This window comes from Microbispora sp. H10836, from assembly GCF_012999525.1.
In the GTDB taxonomy this organism is placed as follows: Bacteria; Actinomycetota; Actinomycetes; order Streptosporangiales; family Streptosporangiaceae; genus Microbispora.
Genome location: NZ_JABBWU010000011.1, coordinates 76,582 through 95,735 on the forward strand (window position 1 = coordinate 76,582; position 19,154 = coordinate 95,735).

19 protein-coding genes, 1 tRNA gene and 1 other RNA gene are annotated in these 19,154 nt (G+C 71.6%); 14 read left to right on the plus strand and 7 right to left on the minus strand.

The genetic code is table 11. The annotated features are described in order from the left end of the window. Window positions 1–31 precede the first annotated feature (31 nt). Together HHX30_RS20870 and HHX30_RS20875 are read right to left on the minus strand one after the other, a co-directional pair. Window positions 32–2,362 carry an NACHT domain-containing NTPase gene (locus HHX30_RS20870; protein ID WP_169983649.1) on the minus strand — a complete coding sequence of 777 codons (2,331 nt, stop codon included), beginning with the start codon at window positions 2,360–2,362 and terminating at the stop codon, window positions 32–34. Between the two features lie 200 nt (window positions 2,363–2,562). After that, the gene (locus tag HHX30_RS20875; protein ID WP_169983650.1) at window positions 2,563–3,411 is read right to left on the minus strand and encodes a LysR family transcriptional regulator; all 849 of its coding nucleotides are present in this window, start codon (window positions 3,409–3,411) and stop codon (window positions 2,563–2,565) included. Between the two features lie 105 nt (window positions 3,412–3,516). On the opposite strand from HHX30_RS20875, the gene HHX30_RS20880 reads away from it, so the two are divergent. Continuing rightward, complete coding sequence (locus HHX30_RS20880; protein WP_169983651.1) at window positions 3,517–4,242, plus strand: SDR family oxidoreductase; 726 nt, start codon at window positions 3,517–3,519, stop codon at window positions 4,240–4,242. Between the two features lie 98 nt (window positions 4,243–4,340). On the opposite strand, the gene HHX30_RS20885 is transcribed toward HHX30_RS20880, so the two are convergent. Further along, window positions 4,341–4,426, minus strand: a tRNA-Ser gene (locus HHX30_RS20885). 84 nt (window positions 4,427–4,510) lie between these two features. Between HHX30_RS20885 and ffs the strand changes: the two genes are divergently transcribed. The 7 genes from ffs (at window position 4,511) to HHX30_RS20920 (ending at window position 10,919) form a co-directional block, all read left to right on the plus strand. After that, window positions 4,511–4,606: signal recognition particle sRNA small type (ffs, locus tag HHX30_RS20890), an RNA gene on the plus strand. A 43-nt stretch (window positions 4,607–4,649) separates the two neighbouring features. Next, window positions 4,650–6,830, plus strand: coding sequence for a DNA polymerase III subunit gamma and tau (locus HHX30_RS20895; RefSeq protein WP_169983652.1), 2,181 nt, complete (start codon window positions 4,650–4,652; stop codon window positions 6,828–6,830). 187 nt (window positions 6,831–7,017) lie between these two features. Further along, complete coding sequence (locus HHX30_RS20900) at window positions 7,018–7,368, plus strand: YbaB/EbfC family nucleoid-associated protein (RefSeq protein ID WP_079320096.1); 351 nt, start codon at window positions 7,018–7,020, stop codon at window positions 7,366–7,368. 3 nt (window positions 7,369–7,371) lie between these two features. Then, window positions 7,372–7,971, plus strand: a complete 600-nt coding sequence (recR, locus tag HHX30_RS20905) for a recombination mediator RecR (RefSeq protein ID WP_169983653.1) — start codon at window positions 7,372–7,374, stop codon at window positions 7,969–7,971. Next, window positions 7,964–8,494: a DUF5063 domain-containing protein gene (locus HHX30_RS20910; protein WP_142573480.1), complete on the plus strand. Its 531-nt coding sequence runs from the start codon at window positions 7,964–7,966 to the stop codon at window positions 8,492–8,494. The genes recR and HHX30_RS20910 overlap by 8 nt, the downstream gene beginning before the upstream one ends. Window positions 8,495–8,580: 86 nt before the next feature. Continuing rightward, the gene (locus HHX30_RS20915; protein WP_169983654.1) at window positions 8,581–9,855 is read left to right on the plus strand and encodes an aspartate kinase; all 1,275 of its coding nucleotides are present in this window, start codon (window positions 8,581–8,583) and stop codon (window positions 9,853–9,855) included. After that, window positions 9,852–10,919: an aspartate-semialdehyde dehydrogenase gene (locus HHX30_RS20920; protein ID WP_169983655.1), complete on the plus strand. Its 1,068-nt coding sequence runs from the start codon at window positions 9,852–9,854 to the stop codon at window positions 10,917–10,919. Before HHX30_RS20915 ends, HHX30_RS20920 begins: the two co-directional genes overlap by 4 nt. Window positions 10,920–10,924: 5 nt before the next feature. Here HHX30_RS20920 and HHX30_RS20925 read toward each other — a convergent pair whose 3' ends face one another. Then, on the minus strand, window positions 10,925–11,530 hold the full coding sequence (locus HHX30_RS20925; RefSeq protein ID WP_169983656.1) for a hypothetical protein: 606 nt from the start codon (window positions 11,528–11,530) through the stop codon (window positions 10,925–10,927). 154 nt (window positions 11,531–11,684) lie between these two features. Between HHX30_RS20925 and HHX30_RS20930 the strand changes: the two genes are divergently transcribed. From HHX30_RS20930 to HHX30_RS20940, 3 genes are all read left to right on the plus strand, one after another. Continuing rightward, window positions 11,685–12,332: a TetR family transcriptional regulator gene (locus HHX30_RS20930; protein ID WP_311922658.1), complete on the plus strand. Its 648-nt coding sequence runs from the start codon at window positions 11,685–11,687 to the stop codon at window positions 12,330–12,332. A 73-nt stretch (window positions 12,333–12,405) separates the two neighbouring features. Continuing rightward, window positions 12,406–13,341 (plus strand): LLM class F420-dependent oxidoreductase, encoded by a 936-nt coding sequence (locus HHX30_RS20935; protein WP_211592291.1) that lies wholly within the window; start codon window positions 12,406–12,408, stop codon window positions 13,339–13,341. Between the two features lie 104 nt (window positions 13,342–13,445). Further along, complete coding sequence (locus HHX30_RS20940) at window positions 13,446–13,772, plus strand: YkvA family protein (RefSeq protein WP_169983659.1); 327 nt, start codon at window positions 13,446–13,448, stop codon at window positions 13,770–13,772. On the opposite strand, the gene HHX30_RS20945 is transcribed toward HHX30_RS20940, so the two are convergent. The 3 genes from HHX30_RS20945 to HHX30_RS20955 all read right to left on the minus strand — a co-directional run bounded on the left by HHX30_RS20945 (window position 13,769) and on the right by HHX30_RS20955 (window position 16,337). Further along, a complete protein-coding gene (locus HHX30_RS20945) occupies window positions 13,769–14,965 on the minus strand; it encodes an amidohydrolase family protein (RefSeq protein ID WP_169983660.1) in 1,197 nt (398 codons plus the stop codon). The two genes, HHX30_RS20940 and HHX30_RS20945, sit on opposite strands and share 4 nt — an antisense overlap. Window positions 14,966–15,034: 69 nt before the next feature. Next, window positions 15,035–15,820, minus strand: a complete 786-nt coding sequence (locus HHX30_RS20950) for an SURF1 family protein (RefSeq protein WP_169983661.1) — start codon at window positions 15,818–15,820, stop codon at window positions 15,035–15,037. 49 nt (window positions 15,821–15,869) lie between these two features. Next, window positions 15,870–16,337 (minus strand): helix-turn-helix domain-containing protein, encoded by a 468-nt coding sequence (locus HHX30_RS20955; RefSeq protein WP_211592293.1) that lies wholly within the window; start codon window positions 16,335–16,337, stop codon window positions 15,870–15,872. An 80-nt stretch (window positions 16,338–16,417) separates the two neighbouring features. On the opposite strand from HHX30_RS20955, the gene HHX30_RS20960 reads away from it, so the two are divergent. From HHX30_RS20960 to HHX30_RS20970, 3 genes are read left to right on the plus strand one after another with little or no spacing between them, the layout of a single operon-like run. Further along, window positions 16,418–16,948, plus strand: coding sequence for a GNAT family N-acetyltransferase (locus tag HHX30_RS20960; protein ID WP_169983663.1), 531 nt, complete (start codon window positions 16,418–16,420; stop codon window positions 16,946–16,948). Continuing rightward, window positions 16,945–17,535, plus strand: a complete 591-nt coding sequence (locus HHX30_RS20965) for a TetR/AcrR family transcriptional regulator (protein ID WP_169983664.1) — start codon at window positions 16,945–16,947, stop codon at window positions 17,533–17,535. The genes HHX30_RS20960 and HHX30_RS20965 overlap by 4 nt, the downstream gene beginning before the upstream one ends. Beyond that, complete coding sequence (locus tag HHX30_RS20970) at window positions 17,536–19,014, plus strand: methyltransferase (protein WP_396704779.1); 1,479 nt, start codon at window positions 17,536–17,538, stop codon at window positions 19,012–19,014. Window positions 19,015–19,154: the final 140 nt, after the last annotated feature.

Consider the following 19,154-nt stretch of genomic DNA (forward strand, 5'->3'; position numbering starts at 1 on the left):
ACGGGGGCGAACGTGGGCAGCACGGCCGAGATCACGGGACGTGCCCCAACCCCGGGTGTGGGGATGCGCCGGCGGACGGCGGCGGCGATTCCACCAGGTGATCGCGCAGGAGGGCGTGCCTGAACTGGTAGGTGCTGCCGGCCTGACGGAGCAGTCCTGATTGGTGCACCTGCTCCAGGAAGGTTCCGAACCGCCAGGGCAGCCGGCCGAGGAGGGCGAGGCGAATGCGAGCCAGCAGGTAGAAGGGCCAGGCTCCGGAGAAGAAGGAGATGAGCCACGTCATGATGCCGCCCTCGATACCGCCGGTCATGAACAGCCCGTACGTGATCTCACGGTTCACCGCCAGGGAGGTCGCCAGCGCGAAGGTGGCAGCCACGCTGATGGCAAGCAGTGCCGAGCGGAACAGCACGAGAGCTCTGTCGGAGCGCAGGGCGGAAAGAGGGGTGGCCGCCGCGTCGGAATCCAGGGGCAGACCCGCCCACTGCACCAGGCCGGTGACAAGACCGAATCCCAGTCCGAAGACGACCCCCGGCCAGAAGCCGATGGCGAGGGGAGGGGCGCCGTCGCCGCCGATACGGCGAACGGCTTCGGTGAGCGATCCGACGAGCAGCCCGAACACGGCACCGTTCATCGTGTCCAGGCCCACGATACGGAGGAAGGTCACGCGGCGGCCCGTCACCCTCAGGTCCGTTCGCACCGGTTCGGCGGGCGGGGCGAGCACACCCGCGAAGGTCACGCCGAGCCCGAACGCCAGGCCGACGACCAGCCCGTATCCGAGTCCGGCCACCAGTCCGACGGTCAAGCCGTAGCCGATGGCGGACATGAGGCCCTGGATCAGGCCGTACATGCTTCCGGCGGCCAGGCCCACCAGGCCCACCGCCCTGAGCGGGCCACGCGGAGGCACACCCAGATGCTGAGACAGCAGGCTCGCGACCAGCGACGCCATACCGTAGGCTGCTCCGTGACCTAAACCGTGGCTGAGGCCGTACGGCAGGTCATGGCGGAGTCCCGTCTTCACGCCGTAGACGATCCATCCGCAGGCGAACACGATCGTCGCCACGGTCGCTGCCCGTCGCGCCGGGCTCCGCAGCCAGGGCGAGCTGCGGTAAAGCAGCCACCAGGCGAAATCGTGGCTGTTGGTGCCGTCCAGGTGTACGGCGAGGGTGCGCAGCCAGCGGCGTGTCTGCTCACCCGTCCACCGGACGCGGGTCGCGCTCTCGGCCTGCGCCGTGACGGGCACCAGGGCGCTGAGAAGATGCCGCTGGATCGACGCCTGATCCGGAAATCGGTCGACGGCGAGGAGTTCGGCGGGGTCCGCGGGTCCGGAGCGGTACACCAGGACCGCGAGGGCGATCATCAGCGGGCTGGAGAAGACGCCCATGATGGGCTGACGCTCACGCCGTAACTCCCGGAAGACCGGCTCCCATCGCTGCAGCCGGACTCCCGGTGGCGTGCGCTGCCGGATGTAGGCGATCGCGTCGTGGGTCCGGACCGGCAGGGGGCGCACCACCGCGGCGCCGGTCAGTACGTCACTGTTTCGAACCGCTTCGGCGAACTCCTCCTCCCGCGAGGTCACCACGAGCCCGCCCATGGTCCCCATCGCCTGGTTGATCGCGGGCAGCGCGGCACTTCGCCGTCTCAGCGGCAACTCGTCCAGCCCGTCCAGCACGAGCAGGATGCGCCTGGAGGTGAGCAGCCTCAGCGCGGCGTCGGCGCCGTACGTTCGCGCATCGCGCATCGCCGGATAATCCTCGCCTATACGGCGGGCCGCCCACTTGACTAGGGGTTCCTGCACCGGGTCCCAACCCGACGACAGCGACAGCACCACCGGTACCTTGCTCGCCCCGCGATCGCCTTCCTCCAGTAGGGAGAGAGCCAGCAGGATCGCCATGCTGGTCTTGCCCGATCCTGGTGGGCCCGTCACGACGAGTCGTGGTTCACCCGAGCGTCGCACGGCGTCGATCAGCCGGTCGAGGTCGTTCGTACGGGTGGAGATCGCCGTGGTCACCACTTCGGTGTGGTCGGCCGTCTCCGCGTGGACACGGGACCAGCGCACCCGTAGCGGCTGCGGGTCACGCAGCTCCTGCAGGGCGGCTTCCTCCCGCCACTGCGCCTCGATGAGGCGGCGCAGCGCCCCCTCCGCCTGGCCGAGCTGTTCGCGGGTGCCGGCTGACGGTGGACGCGACTGGTTATACGCCCAGCTCACCGAGCTGACCAGTAACGCCAGCAGCGACAGCACTGCGGCGACCCAGCTCGCGAACTCCATCCCGTGTTCGTGCACCGATACGGCGATGGCGCCGAGAACGCCTGCGGTGAAGGCCGCCGCGACGAACCATCGCCACCAGCGAAGCGCTCGACGCATAGGCTCCATGCTCGGCGAGGGCGTTGGGCGGCGGACGCCAGGTGATCAGTTTGTTATGCGCCGGGTTGCGGGCGTTCTCACCGTTCCCGACGCTCTGTGCACGCGGTTGCGGCACCAGAAAGGGGTGAGCCGATGATCGACCCGCCCCTTCTGAGGTGGCGGAGCATATGAGATTCGAACTCCTGAGGGGCTGCCCCCAACTAGAGGCGAGTCGCGACCCGGACCAGCCCGGCGAGGGCCCGGGAGCGGCTGTGCGGCGGCCATGCGATCACCGTCGTCACCGCCGGCGCGTCCAGCACCGGCACCGCGGCGAGGTCGGGGCGCAGATAGGCCCGGCACGACTCCGGGAGCACCGCCGAAGCCCGGCCGAGCGCGATCAGCTGGAGAAGCTGCGCATGGTCCCGTACCTGCGGACCGGGACCGTCCGGGTACGTGCCGTCGAGGTTGGGCCAGCGTGGCAGGGGCAGTCCGGGCAGCGCGGTGACGTCGGCCATCCGCAGATGTGCCCGGGCGGTGAGCGGATGCCCGGCCGGCAGGACCACGACCTGCCCCTCCGTGCACAGCTCCTCGGCGTCGAACCCGGCCGTCGAGTCGAACGGCCGGTGCAGCAGCGCCACGTCGGCCCGCCCGTCGCGCAGCAGCCGCTCCTGCTCGCCGATGCCGCACAGGAGCACGTCGACGGCGACCGCGCCGGGTTCCGCGGCGTACGCGTCGAGCAGCTTCGGCAGCAGCTCGCCGGCCGCTCCGGCCTTCGTGACGAGGACCAGGCCGGGGCGGCCGGTCGCGGCGAGCGCGGCGCGGCGGGCACGTCGCTCGGCGGCCTCGACCGCGTCGAGAGCCGCCCGGCCCTCGGTCAGCAGCACCGACCCGGCCTCGGTCAGCGTGACGGAGCGGCTGGTGCGCTCCAGCAGCGTCACCCCGAGCCGCCGTTCGAGCTGACTGATCGCCCGCGACAGCGGCGGCTGCGCCATCCCGAGCCGCTGCGCGGCCCGTCCGAAGTGCAGCTCCTCGGCGACGGCGACGAAGTAGCGCAGCTCTCGCGTCTCCATACCGCCACGCTATCTCCCGGGCCCCCGGATCGATACCCGGGAGGTATCGCCGCCCACCCGATCGGTGTTGGAGGTTCCGCCGTTGTCGCGGACAGGATGAGACGCATGAGCGAAAACACCATCGCGCTGGTCACTGGCGCGAACAAGGGGATCGGGTACGAGATCGCGACTGGCCTCGGCGCTCTCGGCTGGAGTGTCGGCGTCGGCGCCCGGGACGAGGAGCGCCGGGAGGCCGCGGTGGAGAAGCTGCGCGCGGCGGGCGTCGACGCGTTCGGCGTGCCGCTCGACGTGACCGACGACGCGAGCGTGGCCGCGGCCGCCGCGCTGGTCGACAAGCGCGCGGGGCGCCTGGACGTGCTCGTCAACAACGCCGGGATAACCGGCGGCCCGGCACAGATGCCCACGACGGCCGACCTCGCGGCGGTGCGGGAGGCCGTGGAGACCAACGTGATCGGCGTCATCCGCGTCACCAACGCGATGCTGCCGTTGCTGCGCCGCTCGGCGTCGCCGCGGATCGTGAACATGTCCAGCACCGTCGGCTCACTCACCCGGCAGACCACCGCCGGCGTCGAGACGGGCCCGATCGCCGTCGCCTACGCGCCGTCGAAGACGTTCCTCAACGCCGTCACGGTCCAGTACGCCAAGGAGCTGCGCGACACGAACATCCTGATCAACGCCGCCTGCCCCGGTTTCTGCGCGACCGACCTCAACGGCTTCCGCGGCGTCCGTACCCCCGAGCAGGGGGCGGCGATCGCGATCAGGCTCGCGACCCTGCCCGACGACGGCCCGACAGGCGAGTTCTTCGAGGACGACGGCCCGGTGCCCTGGTGAGCCTGTGCCCTGGTGACCGGCTCAGGTCGAGGTCCGGACACACGAAAGGCCCGGCTGGATGGACCGGGCCCTGCGTGTTCTTGCTGCTCAACCAAGCGCGGAGGATAGGAGATTCGAACTCCTGAGGGGTTGCCCCCAACACGCTTTCCAAGCGTGCGCCCTAGGCCAACTAGGCGAATCCTCCGTCGGACAGCTTAGCTCACTTCCCGTGTGGTTTCGACGTGTTGCGACACGGCCCGCGCACACCCGTCGAGTGGCTAGACTGTCCTAGGACCCCTCGCGCGGCGTCATCCTGTGAACCTCCCCAGGGCCGGAAGGCAGCAAGGATAAGCGGGCTCTGGCGGGTGTGCGAGGGGTCTCTTCAGTTAGCGGGTACGCCGGCCGGGTCGACCCCCCGAGGAGGCGGCATGAGTCTTGCGCTGTACCGCAAGTACAGGCCCGGGACGTTCGCCGAGGTCAAGGGGCAGGAGCACGTCACCGACCCGCTGCGCCAGGCGTTGCGCAGCGGCCGGATCCACCACGCCTATCTCTTCAGCGGCCCGCGCGGTTGCGGCAAGACCTCCAGCGCCCGCATCCTCGCCCGCTCCCTGAACTGCGAGAAGGGCCCGACGCCCGACCCCTGCGGCGAGTGCGAGTCCTGCGTGGCGCTGGCCCCCACCGGGCCGGGCCACCTCGACGTGATCGAGATCGACGCGGCGTCCCACGGCGGCGTGGACGACGCCCGCGATCTGCGCGAGCGGGCCTTCTTCGCCCCCGTCTCGGCGCGCTACAAGATCTACATCATCGACGAGGCCCACATGGTCACCCGTGAGGGCTTCAACGCGCTGCTGAAGCTGGTGGAGGAGCCGCCGCCGCACCTCAAGTTCGTCTTCGCCACCACCGAGCCCGAGAAGGTCATCGGGACGATCAAGTCCCGCACCCACCACTACCCCTTCCGGCTCATGCCGCCCGCCACATTGAAGCGGCTGATGGAGGAGATCCTCGAATCCGAGTCCGTGCCGTACGAGCCGGCCGCGTTACCGCTGGTCGTACGGGCGGGCGCGGGATCGGCCCGGGACACGCTGTCGATCCTCGACCAGCTGCTCGCGGGCGCCGACGACTCCGGCATCACCTACCAGCGGGCGGTGTCCCTGCTCGGCTACACCGACGGCGACCTGCTGGACGAGGTGGTCGACGCGTTCGCCAAGCGGGACGGCGCGGCCGTTTTCCACGCCGTGCACCGGGTGATCGAGGGCGGTCACGACCCCCGCCGCTTCGCCACGGACCTGCTCGAACGCTTCCGCGACCTGGTGATCCTGTCCAACGTCCCCGAGGCGGCCGGCAGCGGCCTGCTCGACCGGCCGGCCGACGAACTGGAGCGCCTCCAGGCGCAGGCGGCGTCCATGGGCCCCGCCGAGCTGACCCGGGCGGCCGAGGTGTTCAACGCCGGGCTGACCGAGATGCGCGGCGCGACCTCACCCCGCCTGCTGCTGGAACTGATGTGCGCCCGCGTGCTGCTGCCCGGGGCCGACCAGGGCGAGGCGGCGCTGCTGACGCGGCTCGAACGGCTGGAGCGCGGCGTCGCGGCCGGCATCCACACCGCCGCGCCCGCACCGGCGGCATCTCCGGCGCCGGCCGTGGCCGCTCCTCCGGCCCCGGCTTCTGCCCCCGCCCCGGCCCCTGTTCCGACCCCGGCCCCCGCCCCGGCTCCCGCATCGCAGGTTCAGGCGGCCGCCCGGAGCGCCGACGACTGGCCCACCCCCGTACGGCCCGGCTCCGGGTCGGCTGCGGCACCGCCTTCGCAGGCGCCGCAGGCCCAGGCACCCGCGGCGGGCGGAGGGCCGGTGCAGCAGGCCTGGCCGCAGGTGCTCGAAGCGATCAAGAACCGCCAGCGGGTGGCCTGGATGATCCTCAACGCCCAGGGCAGGTTGCTCGGCGTCGAGGGCAACGTCGTGACCGTCGGCTTCGAGAAGCCGGGCGACGTGCAGGGCTTCCTCAAGGGCAAGCGAGACGAGGTGGTGGCCGCCGCGCTCGGCGACGTGCTCGGCGGCACCTGGCGCGTCGATGTGGTGGTCGGCGGCTCGGGTCCCGGCCCGGCCGGTCCCGCCACCCGCGGGCCGTCCGGTCCTCCCGCCCCCCAGACGCCGCCTCCCCCGGCTCCGCCCTCCGCACCGGCCGCGCAGCCCGCGAAGTCCCCGCAGGCCACACAGCCCACGCCCGCTCCGACGACCATGCCGCCCACAGGCGCCACGCCCGCCCCCGCTCCGGAGCGGAAGGCCGCCGCGCCCGCGGCGACCGACGAGTCGTGGCCGGACGCGCCGTCCGACGACTACGACGCACCGTCCCCGTCCTCGCCGCCCCCGTCCTCGCGGTCGGCGCCGGGCCCCGGCCTGGCCGCGGCGCGTTCGGCGGCCAGGGCCGCCGCCCAGACGGGACCCCGGCAGGCCTGGCCGGAGACGGTGCCGGGCCGTACGGGCGGGGCCGCCCGCCCGGACGACGACGTGGACCCGCTCAACGACGACGACGCGGACGTCAGCGAGCTGTCCGGCATGGCCCTGATCCAGCGTGAGCTGGGCGGCCGCGTCATCGAGGAGATCGATCACTCCTGAGCGCCTTCCCCGCCGGAGGGACGGCCGCCGCATGGACGGACACTGGTTGGGTAACCGGTGTCCGTCCGCCCGCGACAGGCCGGAGACCCGCGCGGAACACGCACGCCGCGCCGGTGCGGAAACCGGGGCGACACCGTAGGCTCGGTCGCGACGAACATGTCGCTGGACGCTGAGGAGCGCAACCATCGTGAATCCAGGGGATGTCAACCTCCAGCAGTTGCTGGAGCAGGCTCAGCTGATGCAGCAGCAGCTCGTCACCGCGCAGCAGGAGCTCAGCGACGCCGAAGTGGAGGGCAGCGCCGGGGGCGGCCTGGTCGTCGCCACCGTGAACGGCAGCGGCGAGCTTCTCGAGCTCGAGATCAGCCCGCTGGCCATCGACGCGAGCGACCCGGAGGAGACCGCGCAGACGATCGCGGACCTCGTGCTGGCCGCCGTGCGGGACGCCGTACGCGCCGCGGGGGAGCTGCAGCAGGAGAAGCTGGGCCCGCTCGCGCAGGGACTGGGGGGCGGCCTCGGCGGCCAGCTGCCGGGGTTCTAGAGCATGTACGAAGGGGTCGTCCAGAACCTGATCGACGAGCTCGGGCTGCTGCCCGGCGTCGGTCCCAAGAGCGCGCAGCGGATCGCGTTCCACCTCCTCGCGGCCGATCCGGCCGACGTCAAGCGGCTCGCGCACGCCCTGCTCGAAGTGAAGGAGAAGGTGCGCTTCTGCCGGGTGTGCGGAAACGTGGCCGAGGAGCAGGAGTGCCGGATCTGCCGGGACCAGCGGCGCGATCCGCACGTGATCTGCGTGGTCGAGGAGTCGAAGGACGTGGTGGCGATCGAGCGGACCCGCGAGTTCCGCGGTCGCTACCACGTGCTCGGCGGGGCGATCAGCCCGATCGACGGCATCGGCCCGGACGACCTGAAGATTCGCGAGCTGATGACCCGGCTGGCCGACGGCCAGGTGACCGAGCTGATCCTCGCGACCGACCCGAACCTCGAGGGCGAGGCGACGGCCACCTATCTGGCCAGGCTCGTCAAGCCCCTGGGATTGAAAGTGACCCGACTGGCCAGCGGTCTGCCTGTGGGCGGTGATCTCGAGTACGCCGACGAGGTCACTTTGGGCCGCGCTTTCGAAGGACGGAGGCTGCTGGATGTCTGACGAGTGGAACGACCTGGCCGCACGCGTCGCCGGACACGCGCAGAACTTCATCGACGGCCTCACCCGCCTGGCCGGCGGTGAGGGCGGCGACGCGACGCTGCCGCTGCTCCTGGTGGAGGTGGCCCAGGTCAGTCTCGCGGGCACCCAGCTCGGGGCCGCCCAGGACGTGATCCTGCAGGGCAACGTCGAACCCGCGCTGAGCGAGGATCCCGACATCGACCCCCTCCGTACGGCTCTCGCCGCCCGGCTCGGCCCGGTGGACGACTACGCCGAGGTGTTCGACCCCTACAAGGACACCGTGGTCACGCCGTACCGGCTGTCGGACGACCTCACGGCGGTGGCGGCCGACCTCATCCACGGGCTGCGGCACTACCAGGCGGGCCGTCCGCTCGAGGCGCTGTGGTGGTGGCAGTACTCCTACTTCAACACCTGGGGCAACCACGCCGGCGCGGCGCTGCGGGCCCTGCAGGCGCTGGTCGCGCACACGCGGCTCGACGTGGTCGAAGAGGGCACCGCGGTCTGACCGTCCACATGCTGGTCGCTGCCGGTCTCGGTTTGGGACGTCCAAGTACACTGTGAGCTCCACGTCCTGATTCGTTGGAGATTCCAGTGGCGCTCGTTGTGCAAAAGTACGGTGGTTCCTCCGTAGCCGACGCGTCCTGCATCAAGCGGGTCGCCCAGCGGATCGTCGCGACGAAAAAAGCGGGCAACGACGTCGTCGTCGTGGTGTCCGCGATGGGCGACACCACCGACGAGCTGCTCGACCTGGCCCAGCAGGTGTCGCCGCTGCCGCCCGGCCGCGAGCTCGACATGCTGCTCACCTCGGGTGAGCGGATCTCCATGGCGCTGCTCGCGATGGCGATCGCCAACCTGGGTAGCGAGGCGCGCAGCTTCACCGGCTCGCAGGCCGGGGTCATCACCGACTCGACGCACGGCAAGGCGCGCATCATCGACGTGACGCCGAGCCGCATCCGGGAGGCCGTCGACGCCGGTCAGATCGCGATCGTGGCCGGGTTCCAGGGCGTCTCCCAGGACAGCAAGGACATCACGACGCTCGGCCGGGGTGGTTCCGACACCACGGCCGTCGCTCTCGCGGCGGCGCTCGGCGCGGACGTCTGCGAGATCTACACCGACGTGGACGGCATCTACACCGCCGATCCCCGCATCGTCCGCTCGGCGCGGCAGATTCCGCGGATCTCCTACGACGAGGCCATGGAGATGGCGGCGTGCGGGGCGAAGATCCTGCACCTGCGCTGCGTGGAGTACGCCCGCAGGTTCACCCTGCCGATTCACGTCAGAAGCTCGTTCAGCACGAGGGAAGGCACCTGGGTCGTCTCCGACCCCTACAGCGAAGGAACCGAAGTGGAGCAGCCCATCATCTCCGGGGTCGCGCACGACCGGAGCGAGGCCAAGATCACTGTGGTCGGGGTGCCCGACAAGGTCGGAGAGGCCGCCGCCATCTTCCGCACGCTGGCCGACGCGGAGATCAACATCGACATGATCGTGCAGAACGTGTCGGCCGCGGCGACCGGGCGCACGGACATCTCCTTCACGCTGCCGGCCAACGACAGCCAGACGGCCCTGACGGCACTGAAGAAGATCCAGAACCAGGTCGCGTTCGAGTCGCTGCTGTACGACGACCAGATCGGCAAGGTCTCCCTGATCGGCGCGGGCATGCGCTCGCACCCGGGTGTCACCGCCAAGTTCTTCGGCGCGCTGGCCGACGCCGGGGTGAACATCGAGATGATCTCGACCTCGGAGATCCGCATCTCCGTCGTCGTGGGACAGAACGAGGTGGACACCGCGGTCGCCGCCGCCCACCGCGCGTTCGACCTCGACGCCGACCAGGTCGAGGCCGTTGTCTACGGAGGTACCGGACGATGAGCCGCAAGCCCACCCTCGCCATCGTCGGCGCGACCGGTGCCGTCGGCACCGTCATGCTCGACATCCTGACCAACCGCCGCGACCTGTCCGACGCGTACGGCGAGATCCGGCTGATCGCCTCGCCGCGCTCGGCGGGCAAGGTGCTGAGCGTGCGCGGCGAGGACGTCGTCGTCCGGGCGCTGTCGCCGGAGGCGTTCGACGGCGTCGACATCGCGATGTTCGACGTGCCGGACGAGGTCTCCGCCGAGTGGGCGCCGATCGCCGCCTCGCGCGGCGCGGTGGCCGTGGACAACTCCGGCGCCTTCCGGATGGACCCGGACGTGCCGCTCGTGGTGCCCGAGTGCAACCCCGAGCAGGCCCGCAACCGGCCCAAGGGGATCATCTCGAACCCCAACTGCACCACGCTGTCGATGATGGCCGCCATGGGCGCCCTGCACCGCGAGTACGGCCTGCGCGAGCTGGTCGTGGCCTCCTACCAGGCGGTGTCCGGCGCCGGTGTGGCCGGGCCCGAGCGGCTCTACACCGAGATCGAGGCCGTCGCCGGCGACCGGACGATGGGCACCGTGGCGGGCGACGTGCGCAAGGCCGTGCCCGACCTGGCGGACTCGCCGTTCCCCGCCCCGCTGGTGCTCAACGTGGTGCCGCTGGCGGGCTCGCTCAAGGACGGCGGCTGGACCTCCGAGGAGCTCAAGGTCCGCAACGAGTCGCGCAAGATCCTCGGCATCCCGGACCTGAAGGTCTCGGCGACCTGCGTCCGCGTCCCGGTGGTGACCACCCACTCGCTGGCCGTCCACGCGACGTTCGAGCGGGAGGTCACGGTCGAGGGCGCCCGGGCGCTCCTGGACGCCGCGCCGACCGTGGTGGTGCTCGACGACCCCGCGAACGGCGTGTTCCCGACCCCGGCGGACGTCGTGGGCACCGACCCGACCTACGTGGGCCGGATTCGCCAGGCGCTCGACTTCCCGAACACGCTCGACCTGTTCCTGTGCGGAGACAACCTCCGCAAGGGCGCCGCGCTCAACACCGCCGAGATCGCCGCGCTGGTCGCCACCGAGTTCGCGTAGGCCGCTCAGCGGAACAGCACATCCCAGTGGGTGGGTTCGTCCGCCCACACGTCGGACGGCGCGGCGCGGTACAGCGCCGCGCCGTCCGCGCGCGTGCGCCAGTAGCGGCACAGCCGGGTGACGTACGCGTCGAGGCACGGGTTGTGGGCGAGGTCCACCTTGTAGCCGTTGCCGTGGCTGTAGCGGCCGCCGGCGTGGCCGGTCTCGGTGCCGCCGGTGACCGTCACCGGGCACCCGCTGGCCCGCCGCAGGTCGACGACGCGCATCAGCGTGCCGTATCTGATCGCCCGGAGTGACGTGCAGTACGGCCGGCGGTGGTCGGCGCAGTCGCCGCTCGACACGCGGCGCACCCCGGCGTCCAGCAGCAGGCCCACCGCCTCCTCGTGCGGGAGCCGCGTGTCCGCCTCCAAAGCGTCCCGGGCTCTCACGGTGGCGACGAACGTGCCGGCCAGCAGCGGCGGGAGGGTCACCTCCTGCCGCGCGACCTCGGCGGTCGCGGCGGGCGCCGGGGACGGCGGCGGGACGGGGTCCCTGTCGTTCTGCATGGGCAGGGAGATCAGGACGGCGGTGCCGATGCCGGCCAGCCCCCGCCATGACGGGCGGACGTCCAAGAGCCTCGTTTCCTCGGTCGACGACGGGGGCTGTGGTCTCTAATGCCACACCCGGCGACCTGTCCGCCCGTCGCCACGAGGCGATTTGCCGCCACGCGTGGATCATCTTGTCGGTTCATGACCGGACGCGGGCCCGACCCGTACAGTGACGAGCGTGGCCGAGAAGACACGGGAGCTGATCGTCGAGACGGCCCTCCGGTTGTTCAGGGAGCGGGGGTACGAGGCGACCACGATGCGCGCCATCGCCGCGGAGGCGGGCGTGTCGGTGGGCAACGCCTACTACTACTTCAGGTCCAAGGAGCAGCTGATCCAGGCGTACTACGACCGGGCGCAGGCGACGCACGAGGCGGCGTGCCGCGAGGTGTTCGCCGCCGAGCAGTCGTTCGCCGGGAGGCTCGGGGGCGTGCTGCGGGAGTGGGTGCGGATCTCCGAGCCGTACCACGAGTTCGCGGTGAAGTTCTTCAAGCACGCGGCGGAGCCCAGCAACCCCCTGAGCCCGTTCAGCGCCGAGTCCGCTCCCGCGCGCGAGTCGGCCGTCGCGCTCTATCGGGAGGTGGTCGAGGGGTCGGCCGGGCGCATGGACGACGAACTGCGCGAGGAGCTTCCCGAGCTGCTGTGGCTGCTGTGGATGGGAGTCGTGCTGTTCTGGGTCCACGACAACTCGCCGGGGTGCGCGCGCACCTACCGGCTGATCGACCGGGTCGTCCCGCTCGTCGACCGTCTGGTCGGGCTGTCGCATCTGCCCGGCATCAAGGGCGTGGCCAGAGAGGTCATCGAGGTGGTCCACGAACTCCGGGCGTGACCGCGACTCCATACCGTCCGGTTGGTATGGTCGGGTTGAGACCTTGGAAGGGGTGGCCGTGGATCGCTGGGGCATGACGATTCCGTTCTTCGGGCAGACGCCGGTCGAGTCGAAGGAGCTCGTCGCCGAGCTGCCCGCACTGGGCTACACCGACGCGTGGTCGGCCGAGGTGGGCGGCACGGACGGGTTCGTCCCGCTGGCCCTGGCGGCCGAATGGGCGCCGTCCCTGCGGCTGGGCACCGCGATCGTCCCCGTCTACACCCGCGGCCCGGCCCTGCTGGCCATGTCGGCGGCCACACTGGCCGACCTCGCCCCGGGCAGGTTCGTGCTGGGCATCGGCGCGTCGTCCCCGGTCATCGTGGGCAACTGGAACGCCGGCGAGTTCGACAAGCCGTACGCGCGGGTCCGCGACACCCTGCGCTTCCTGCGCGCCGCGCTGGCGGGGGAGAAGGTCACCGAGAGCTACGAGACCTTCGCCGTGAAGGGCTTCCGGCTGGAGAAGGCCCCCGCGACGCCGCCGAAGATCGTGCTGGCCGCGCTGCGCCCCGGCATGCTCCGCCTGGCCGCCCGCGAGGCCGACGGCGCGATCACCAACTGGCTGTCGCCTCAGGACGTACGGAAGGTCCGGGCCGAGCTGGGGCCGGAGACCGAGCTGACCGCGCGGCTGTTCGTCGTGGTGACGGAGGACGCCGCCAAGGCGCGGGAGATCGGCCGCCGGCTGCTGGCCTCCTACCTCACCGTCCCGGTGTACGCGGCCTTCCACGAGTGGCTCGGCCGAGGTGAGGCGCTGCGGCCCATGCAGGAGGCCTGGGCGGCAGGAGACCGCAAGGCCGCGCTGCAGGCGATCCCCGACGAGGTCGTGGACGACCTGATCGTGCACGGCGACGCGGCGACCTGCCGTGCCCGCGTCCGGGAGTACGTCGCCGCCGGGCTCGACACGCCCGTGCTCGCCCCCCTGCCTTTCGGAGACCTGGCCCAGGCCGTACGGGACCTCGCGCCGGGCGCCTGAAGGAACCGGGCCTGAAGGAACCGGGCCTGAAGGAACCGGGGGAGCGTCGCCGGACGTTAACGGGGAGGCAAAGCGGGCAGAGGAGTCCACCTGGAGGTGTCCTCATGGTGAAGGCAGGACGTGCGGCGGCCACCTGGCGCGCCTACCGCGAGGTCTCCAAGCCCGGCTCGCCGGGACTCGGGGCCCGCATCCGGGCCGTGCCCCGGATGCTCCGCGCCGCGATCAAGGGCGACTACCCCGGCATGACCAAGGGCAAGCTCGCCATGCTCGGCATGGCCGTGGCGTACATCGTGTCGCCGATCGACGTCGTCCCCGACTTCCTCCTGGGCATCGGCGTCGTCGACGACTTCGGCGTGTTCCTGTGGCTGGCGACCGCGCTGCTCGGCGAGAGCGGCCAGTTCGTCGATTGGGAGCACGACCGCCGCCGTTAGAGCTGCTCCTGCCGCAGCCAGGCCCGCGAGGGCAGGGGATGGCCGAACAGGCGGGCGGCATTGCCGTACGAGACCCTGGCGATGTCGGCGGGGGGCAGGCTGCCGAGGTTGCGGGCCACCGCCCGCTGGGTGTCCGGCCAGGTGGACTCCGCGCGCGGGTAGCCGGTCTCCAGCATCACCCGCTCCATGCCGACGGCGAGCCGCACCGAGCTCAGTGCGCTGTCGTCGAGCGTGCCGAAGAAGAAGTTGCGCCGCAGCACCTCGCTGGGCTTCAGGCCGCCCTCCCAGCTCGGCTCACCCGCGACCGGGTGATCGAGCGCGTAGTCGGCCCGCTCGGCCAGCATCGGCAGCCACCCGACGCCGCCCTCCACGATGAGGACGCGCAGCTTGGGGAAGCGCAACGCCACCCCCGACCACAGCCAGTCGGCGCAGGCGAACATCGCGCTGGCCGGGATCAGCGTGGTGATCGCCTCGACCGGGGTGTCGGGCGACGGCACCGGCGCCCAGGAGGACGCGCCGGTGTGCAGGCACACGACCGTCCCCGTCTCCTCGCAGGCGGCGAAGAACGGGTCCCAGTGGCGGCTGTGGATCGACGGCAGCCGCAGCCGGGTGGGGAACTCGGGGAACACGACGGCCTTGAACCCGCGTGCGGCGTTGGCCCTGATCTCCTTCGCCGCGATCTCGGGATCGGGCAGCCAGGGAAGCTGGAGCGCGATCATGCGCTCGGGGTAGGTGCCCGCCCACACGTCGACGTGCCAGTCGTTCCAGGCCTGTACGAGCGCGAGCCCGAGGTCCTGGTCGCGGGTGCGGCCGAACGCCACTCCCGCCTGGCTCGCGAGCATGCCCGGGAAGCACAGGGCCGCCCAGATCCCGGCCCGGTCCATGTCGCCGACCCGGGCCTCGATGTCGTAGCAGCCCGGCCGCATGTCCTCGAAACGGACGGGATCGAGCGTCCACTGCTCCTTGGGCAGGCCCGCGCCCACGTCCAGTCCCGCGCAGGGATAGGTGGCGCCACCGTACCGCCACACCTGATGGCCCGAGTCGGTCTCCACGACCTTGGGCGCGAGGTCCTTGTACTTCTCCGGAAGGCGGTCCTCGAAGAGATCGGCCGGCTCGATCAGGTGATCATCGACCGAGATGATCACGAAGTCCCGCCGCCTCGGCTCTGGGTCGGTATGCAGCGGCGTCGTCACGATAGTAAACGGTAGGGCCAAGGGATAACACGGTACAAGCTGCGAGGTCTCCGGTTGGTATCCGTTCGCTCACCTTGCGGCGCGTACGGTCACGCCCTGTGACTCCTGCTCCGTCCGGAGGTCGCGGGCCTCGCGGCGCACCAGCAGCACCCAGCCGCCCACCGCGATGCCGATGAACAGCCACCACTGCACGGCGTACGCCAGGTTGAGCCCGCCTCCCGCGCCGACGTCCGGCGGGGGCAGGAGCTCCGGCGCCTCGGCCGTCGTGGGAGTCTGCGCGGTCAGCTCGACGAACCCCCCGAAGAGCCCGTACGGCAGGCCTTTGGCGAGGGCGGGCGTGTCGATCAGCAGGATCTGGCCGGAGGGCAGCCCGGACCGGTTCCTGATGCCGGTGTTCTCCCGGGTCTCGGCCGGGCGGAGCCGTCCGGTGACCGTCACCTCCCCGGTGGGCGGCGCGGGCACCCGCGGCGGGGTGTCGGCGGTCACCCCGGCCGGGACCCAGCCTCGGTTCACCAGCACCGCGCCCTGCGGTGTGACGAGCGGGGTGACCACGTAGAACCCGACCCGGGTGTTGAGGGAGCGCCGGCGCACCACGAGCTCATGGGCGGGGTCGTACCGGCCGGTGACGGTGACGAGGCGGTACCTGTCCCTCTCCGGCACGGTCGCGCCGGGCCGGTCCAACCGGTCGAGCGGCACGGGAGCGGCGGCGAGGTTGGCGGTGATTCTGGCGCTGGCGGCCGACCGCTCCTCGAACCGTCCCCACTGCCACTTCCCCAGGAAGAAGAAGGCGGGGATCAGCGCGAGCACGAGCAGGTGCAGCCCGACCCAGCGGCGCGTGAGGAGGAACCGGTACACGCCACCAGCCTAGGCAGCGCCACGACCGGTCCTGTTGTCAGGACGTGTCTCAAGCCGGGGCGCTCAGCCGGGCGCCGGGGCCGGGGTGGGGGGTCACCTCGCGCGGACCGCCGACCTCGTGGCCGTCCTCGCACGCCAGGTGCAGTGCGACGGGCGCGCCGCAGTCGCGGTGGGTCACCACGACCGGTGGTCCCTCGGGGTCGGCCAGATAGCGGTCACCCCAGTGCATGAGCGCGATCATGATCGGGTAGAGGTCGAGGCCCTTCTGGGTGAGCCGGTACTCGTCGCGCTGGCGCTGGCCGGGCTCCTGGTAGGGCACCTTGCGCAGCAGGCCCTCGTCGACGAGCCGCGACAGCCGCGCGCTCAGCACCTGCCGGGGCGCACCGGTGCGCGTCTGCAGGTCGGCGAACCGCCGGATGCCGTTGAACGCCTCCCGGAGGACGAGGAGGGTCCATTTCTCGCCCAGCACGGCGAGGGTTCGCTCGATGGAGCAGTTGTCCACCCGATAACGCCGCATGTCGCGCATCGTAACCACAACCTCCGTCCGACATCTAAGTCTAGTTGACAGACTCAGGTGCTTCGAGGGAGGCTGAGTCCATGTTGGGAACTCAGGTGGCGTCCGCCGTGGACATCCGTGCGGCGCGTCCGGACGACGACGAGGAGCGGGTGCGGCTCTTCCTGGGGAGCCTGTCGCGGGCGACGCTGACGAACCGCTTCTTCGTCGGCCTGGGCCGGCCGAGCGCGAGCCTGGTCCGCGCCATGGTCGCGCGCGACGACAGGCGGGACGCGCTGCTCGCGCTGCACGGCGACAGCGTCATCGGGCACGCCATGAGCCACCTCGCCGACGGCGCCTGCGGGGTGGAGGCGGAGATCGGGGTCGTGGTGGACGACCGGTGGCAGAACCTCGGCGTGGGCTCGCGGCTCGTGCGCACCCTCCTGCGCCGGGCGTCCGTACGCGGCGCGGTCGTCGTCGGCATGGACGTCATGACCGAGAACCGGCGGGTGCTGGCCATGGTGCGGAGGGCGTGGCCCTCTGCCACAATCGACACACAGGGCACATCCGTCGAGATCAAAGCTCGCCTCGCATTTGCAGAACAAGGTTCTGTTGGTTCACCATTGACTATGTGAAGAACGCGAAGAGCGCGCGGGACGGTAGGGCCAGGATCATCGAGGGCGCCCTGCGCAGGTTCAGCCAGAGCGGGGTGTCGGCCACCACCCTGGCCAGCCTCCGGCAGGAGAGCGGCGTCAGCGTCGGCAGCTTCTATCACCACTTCACGAGCAAGGAACACGTCTTCGGCGTGCTCTACGCCGAGATCCTCGACATGTACCAGGACGCCTTCGTCGGCGAGCTCGTCCGCCACGAGGACGCCCGCGCCGGCATCGAGGCGATCGTCGCGATGCACATGGCGTGGTGCGGCGAGCACCCCGAGCGCGCCCGCCTGCTGATCAGCGAGCGTCCGCCCCGGCGCAACGAGCCCGGCGGCCCGGAGGTCGCGGAGTCGCGGCGCGAGTTCTTCCGGCAGGTCGCCGACTGGTGGCGGCCGCACATGAAGGACGGCGTGCTCCGTCCCGTCCCCGCCACGATGTGCTACGTGCTGTGGCTCGGCCCCGCGCAGGAAATGTGCCGCCTGTGGTTCAGCGGCGCCCACCAGCCCACGCAGGAGGAGATCCGCGAGCTGGGCGAGGCCGCCTGGAACAGCCTGAAGATGCCGTAGATTCGATCTGTGGACGCCCCTTCTGACCTGGTCCGGCGGCTTCGCGACAGGTTCGTGGAAACCGGATACACGATCGACGGCGTGCGTGAGCGGCTGGGCGACATGGCCGCCTCCGCCCTGGCCCGCGAGGAGGTCGTGCCCGCACTGCGGGCCACCAGGGACGCCGACCCCCTCGCCGCGCTGATCCGCCTGTGGTGGCTGGGCGTCCCGGTCAGCATGGCCGCCGCCGACCTCCCGCTGCAGGACCTCATCGAGGCCGGGCTGCTGGTGCGCCTGGGCGACTCCGTGCAGGCCACCGTGCACCTCCGGCCCTGGGACACGGGCACGGGCGACCCGGCGTACGTGGTGTCCGACCGCAAGGTGCGGCCCGGCGACCCCTCGCTGCGGCCCGACCACGTGGTGGGAGCGGGCGGCGCCTCGGCCAACCTCGCCCAGCTCGGCTGGACCGCGCCGGTCGGGCGGGCGCTCGACCTCGGCACCGGCTGTGGCGTGCAGGTGCTGCACCTGGCGCCCAGGGCGGAGGACGTCGTCGCGACCGACGTGAACCGCAGGGCGCTGCGGCTGGCCCGCCTCAGCTGGGGCCTGTCCGGCGTGGCCGGCGTCGAGGCGCGCGAGGGCTCGATGTACGACCCCGTGGACGGCGAGCGGTTCGACCTCGTGGTGTCCAACCCTCCGTTCGTCATCGCGCCCGAGGCCAGGTACACCTACCGCGAGGCCGGGCGGCGGGGCGACGAGTTCTGCCGCGACCTCGTACGGCGCACGCCCCGGCACCTCGCCCAGGGCGGCCGGGCGCGCTTCCTCGCCAACTGGCTGCACGTCAAGGGCGAGGACTGGCAGGACAGGGTGGGCGGCTGGCTCGCGGAGACCGGCTGCGACGGCTGGGCCGTGCAGCGCGACGTGCAGGACCCGGCCGAGTACGTGGAGCTGTGGCTGCGGGACTCCGCGGAGCACGGCACGTCGGCCTACCGGGAGCGCTACGACGAGTGGCTCGGCTGGTTCGAGTCGATGGACGTGACCGGCGTCGGCTTCGGCTGGATCGCCCTGCACGACTCCGGGTCGCTGAGCCCGCTCGTGCGGGTGGAGGAGATGACGCAGCCGGTCGAGCCTCCGTCCGGCGCGCTGGTCGAGGAGGTCCTGCGCGCGGCGCGCACCGCCCACGAGCTGTCCGACGAGGACCTGCTCGACGCGCGCCTGAAGCCGGCCGAGGGAGTGGTGGAGGAGCGCGTCGGCCCGCCCGGCGCCGACGACCCCTCCCGGATCGTCCTGCGGCAGACCCGGGGCGCGCGCCGTACGGTCACCGTGGGGACGGTGGAGGCGGCCCTGGCCGGGGTGTGCGACGGCGACCTGCCCACGCGGCCGCTGCTCGCCGCGATCGCCGAGCTGACCGGCGAGGACCTCGGCGCCGTGCTCGGGCGGGCTCCCGCCGCGCTGCGCTCCCTGATCGCCGAGGGCTTCCTCCGCGTTGCAAGCCCACGTTGATCGGAGTTTGAACGGCCGGGCCGACAGTGGTCCTGAGCGGGCTTCGGGGGGGTTCGGAGCCCGCGCAGAAAGCCCGGCCGGTCGCCGACGTGAGGCGGCGAGTCGTCACGGGGCGCACCGGTAAGGATCCGGGCCCCCTG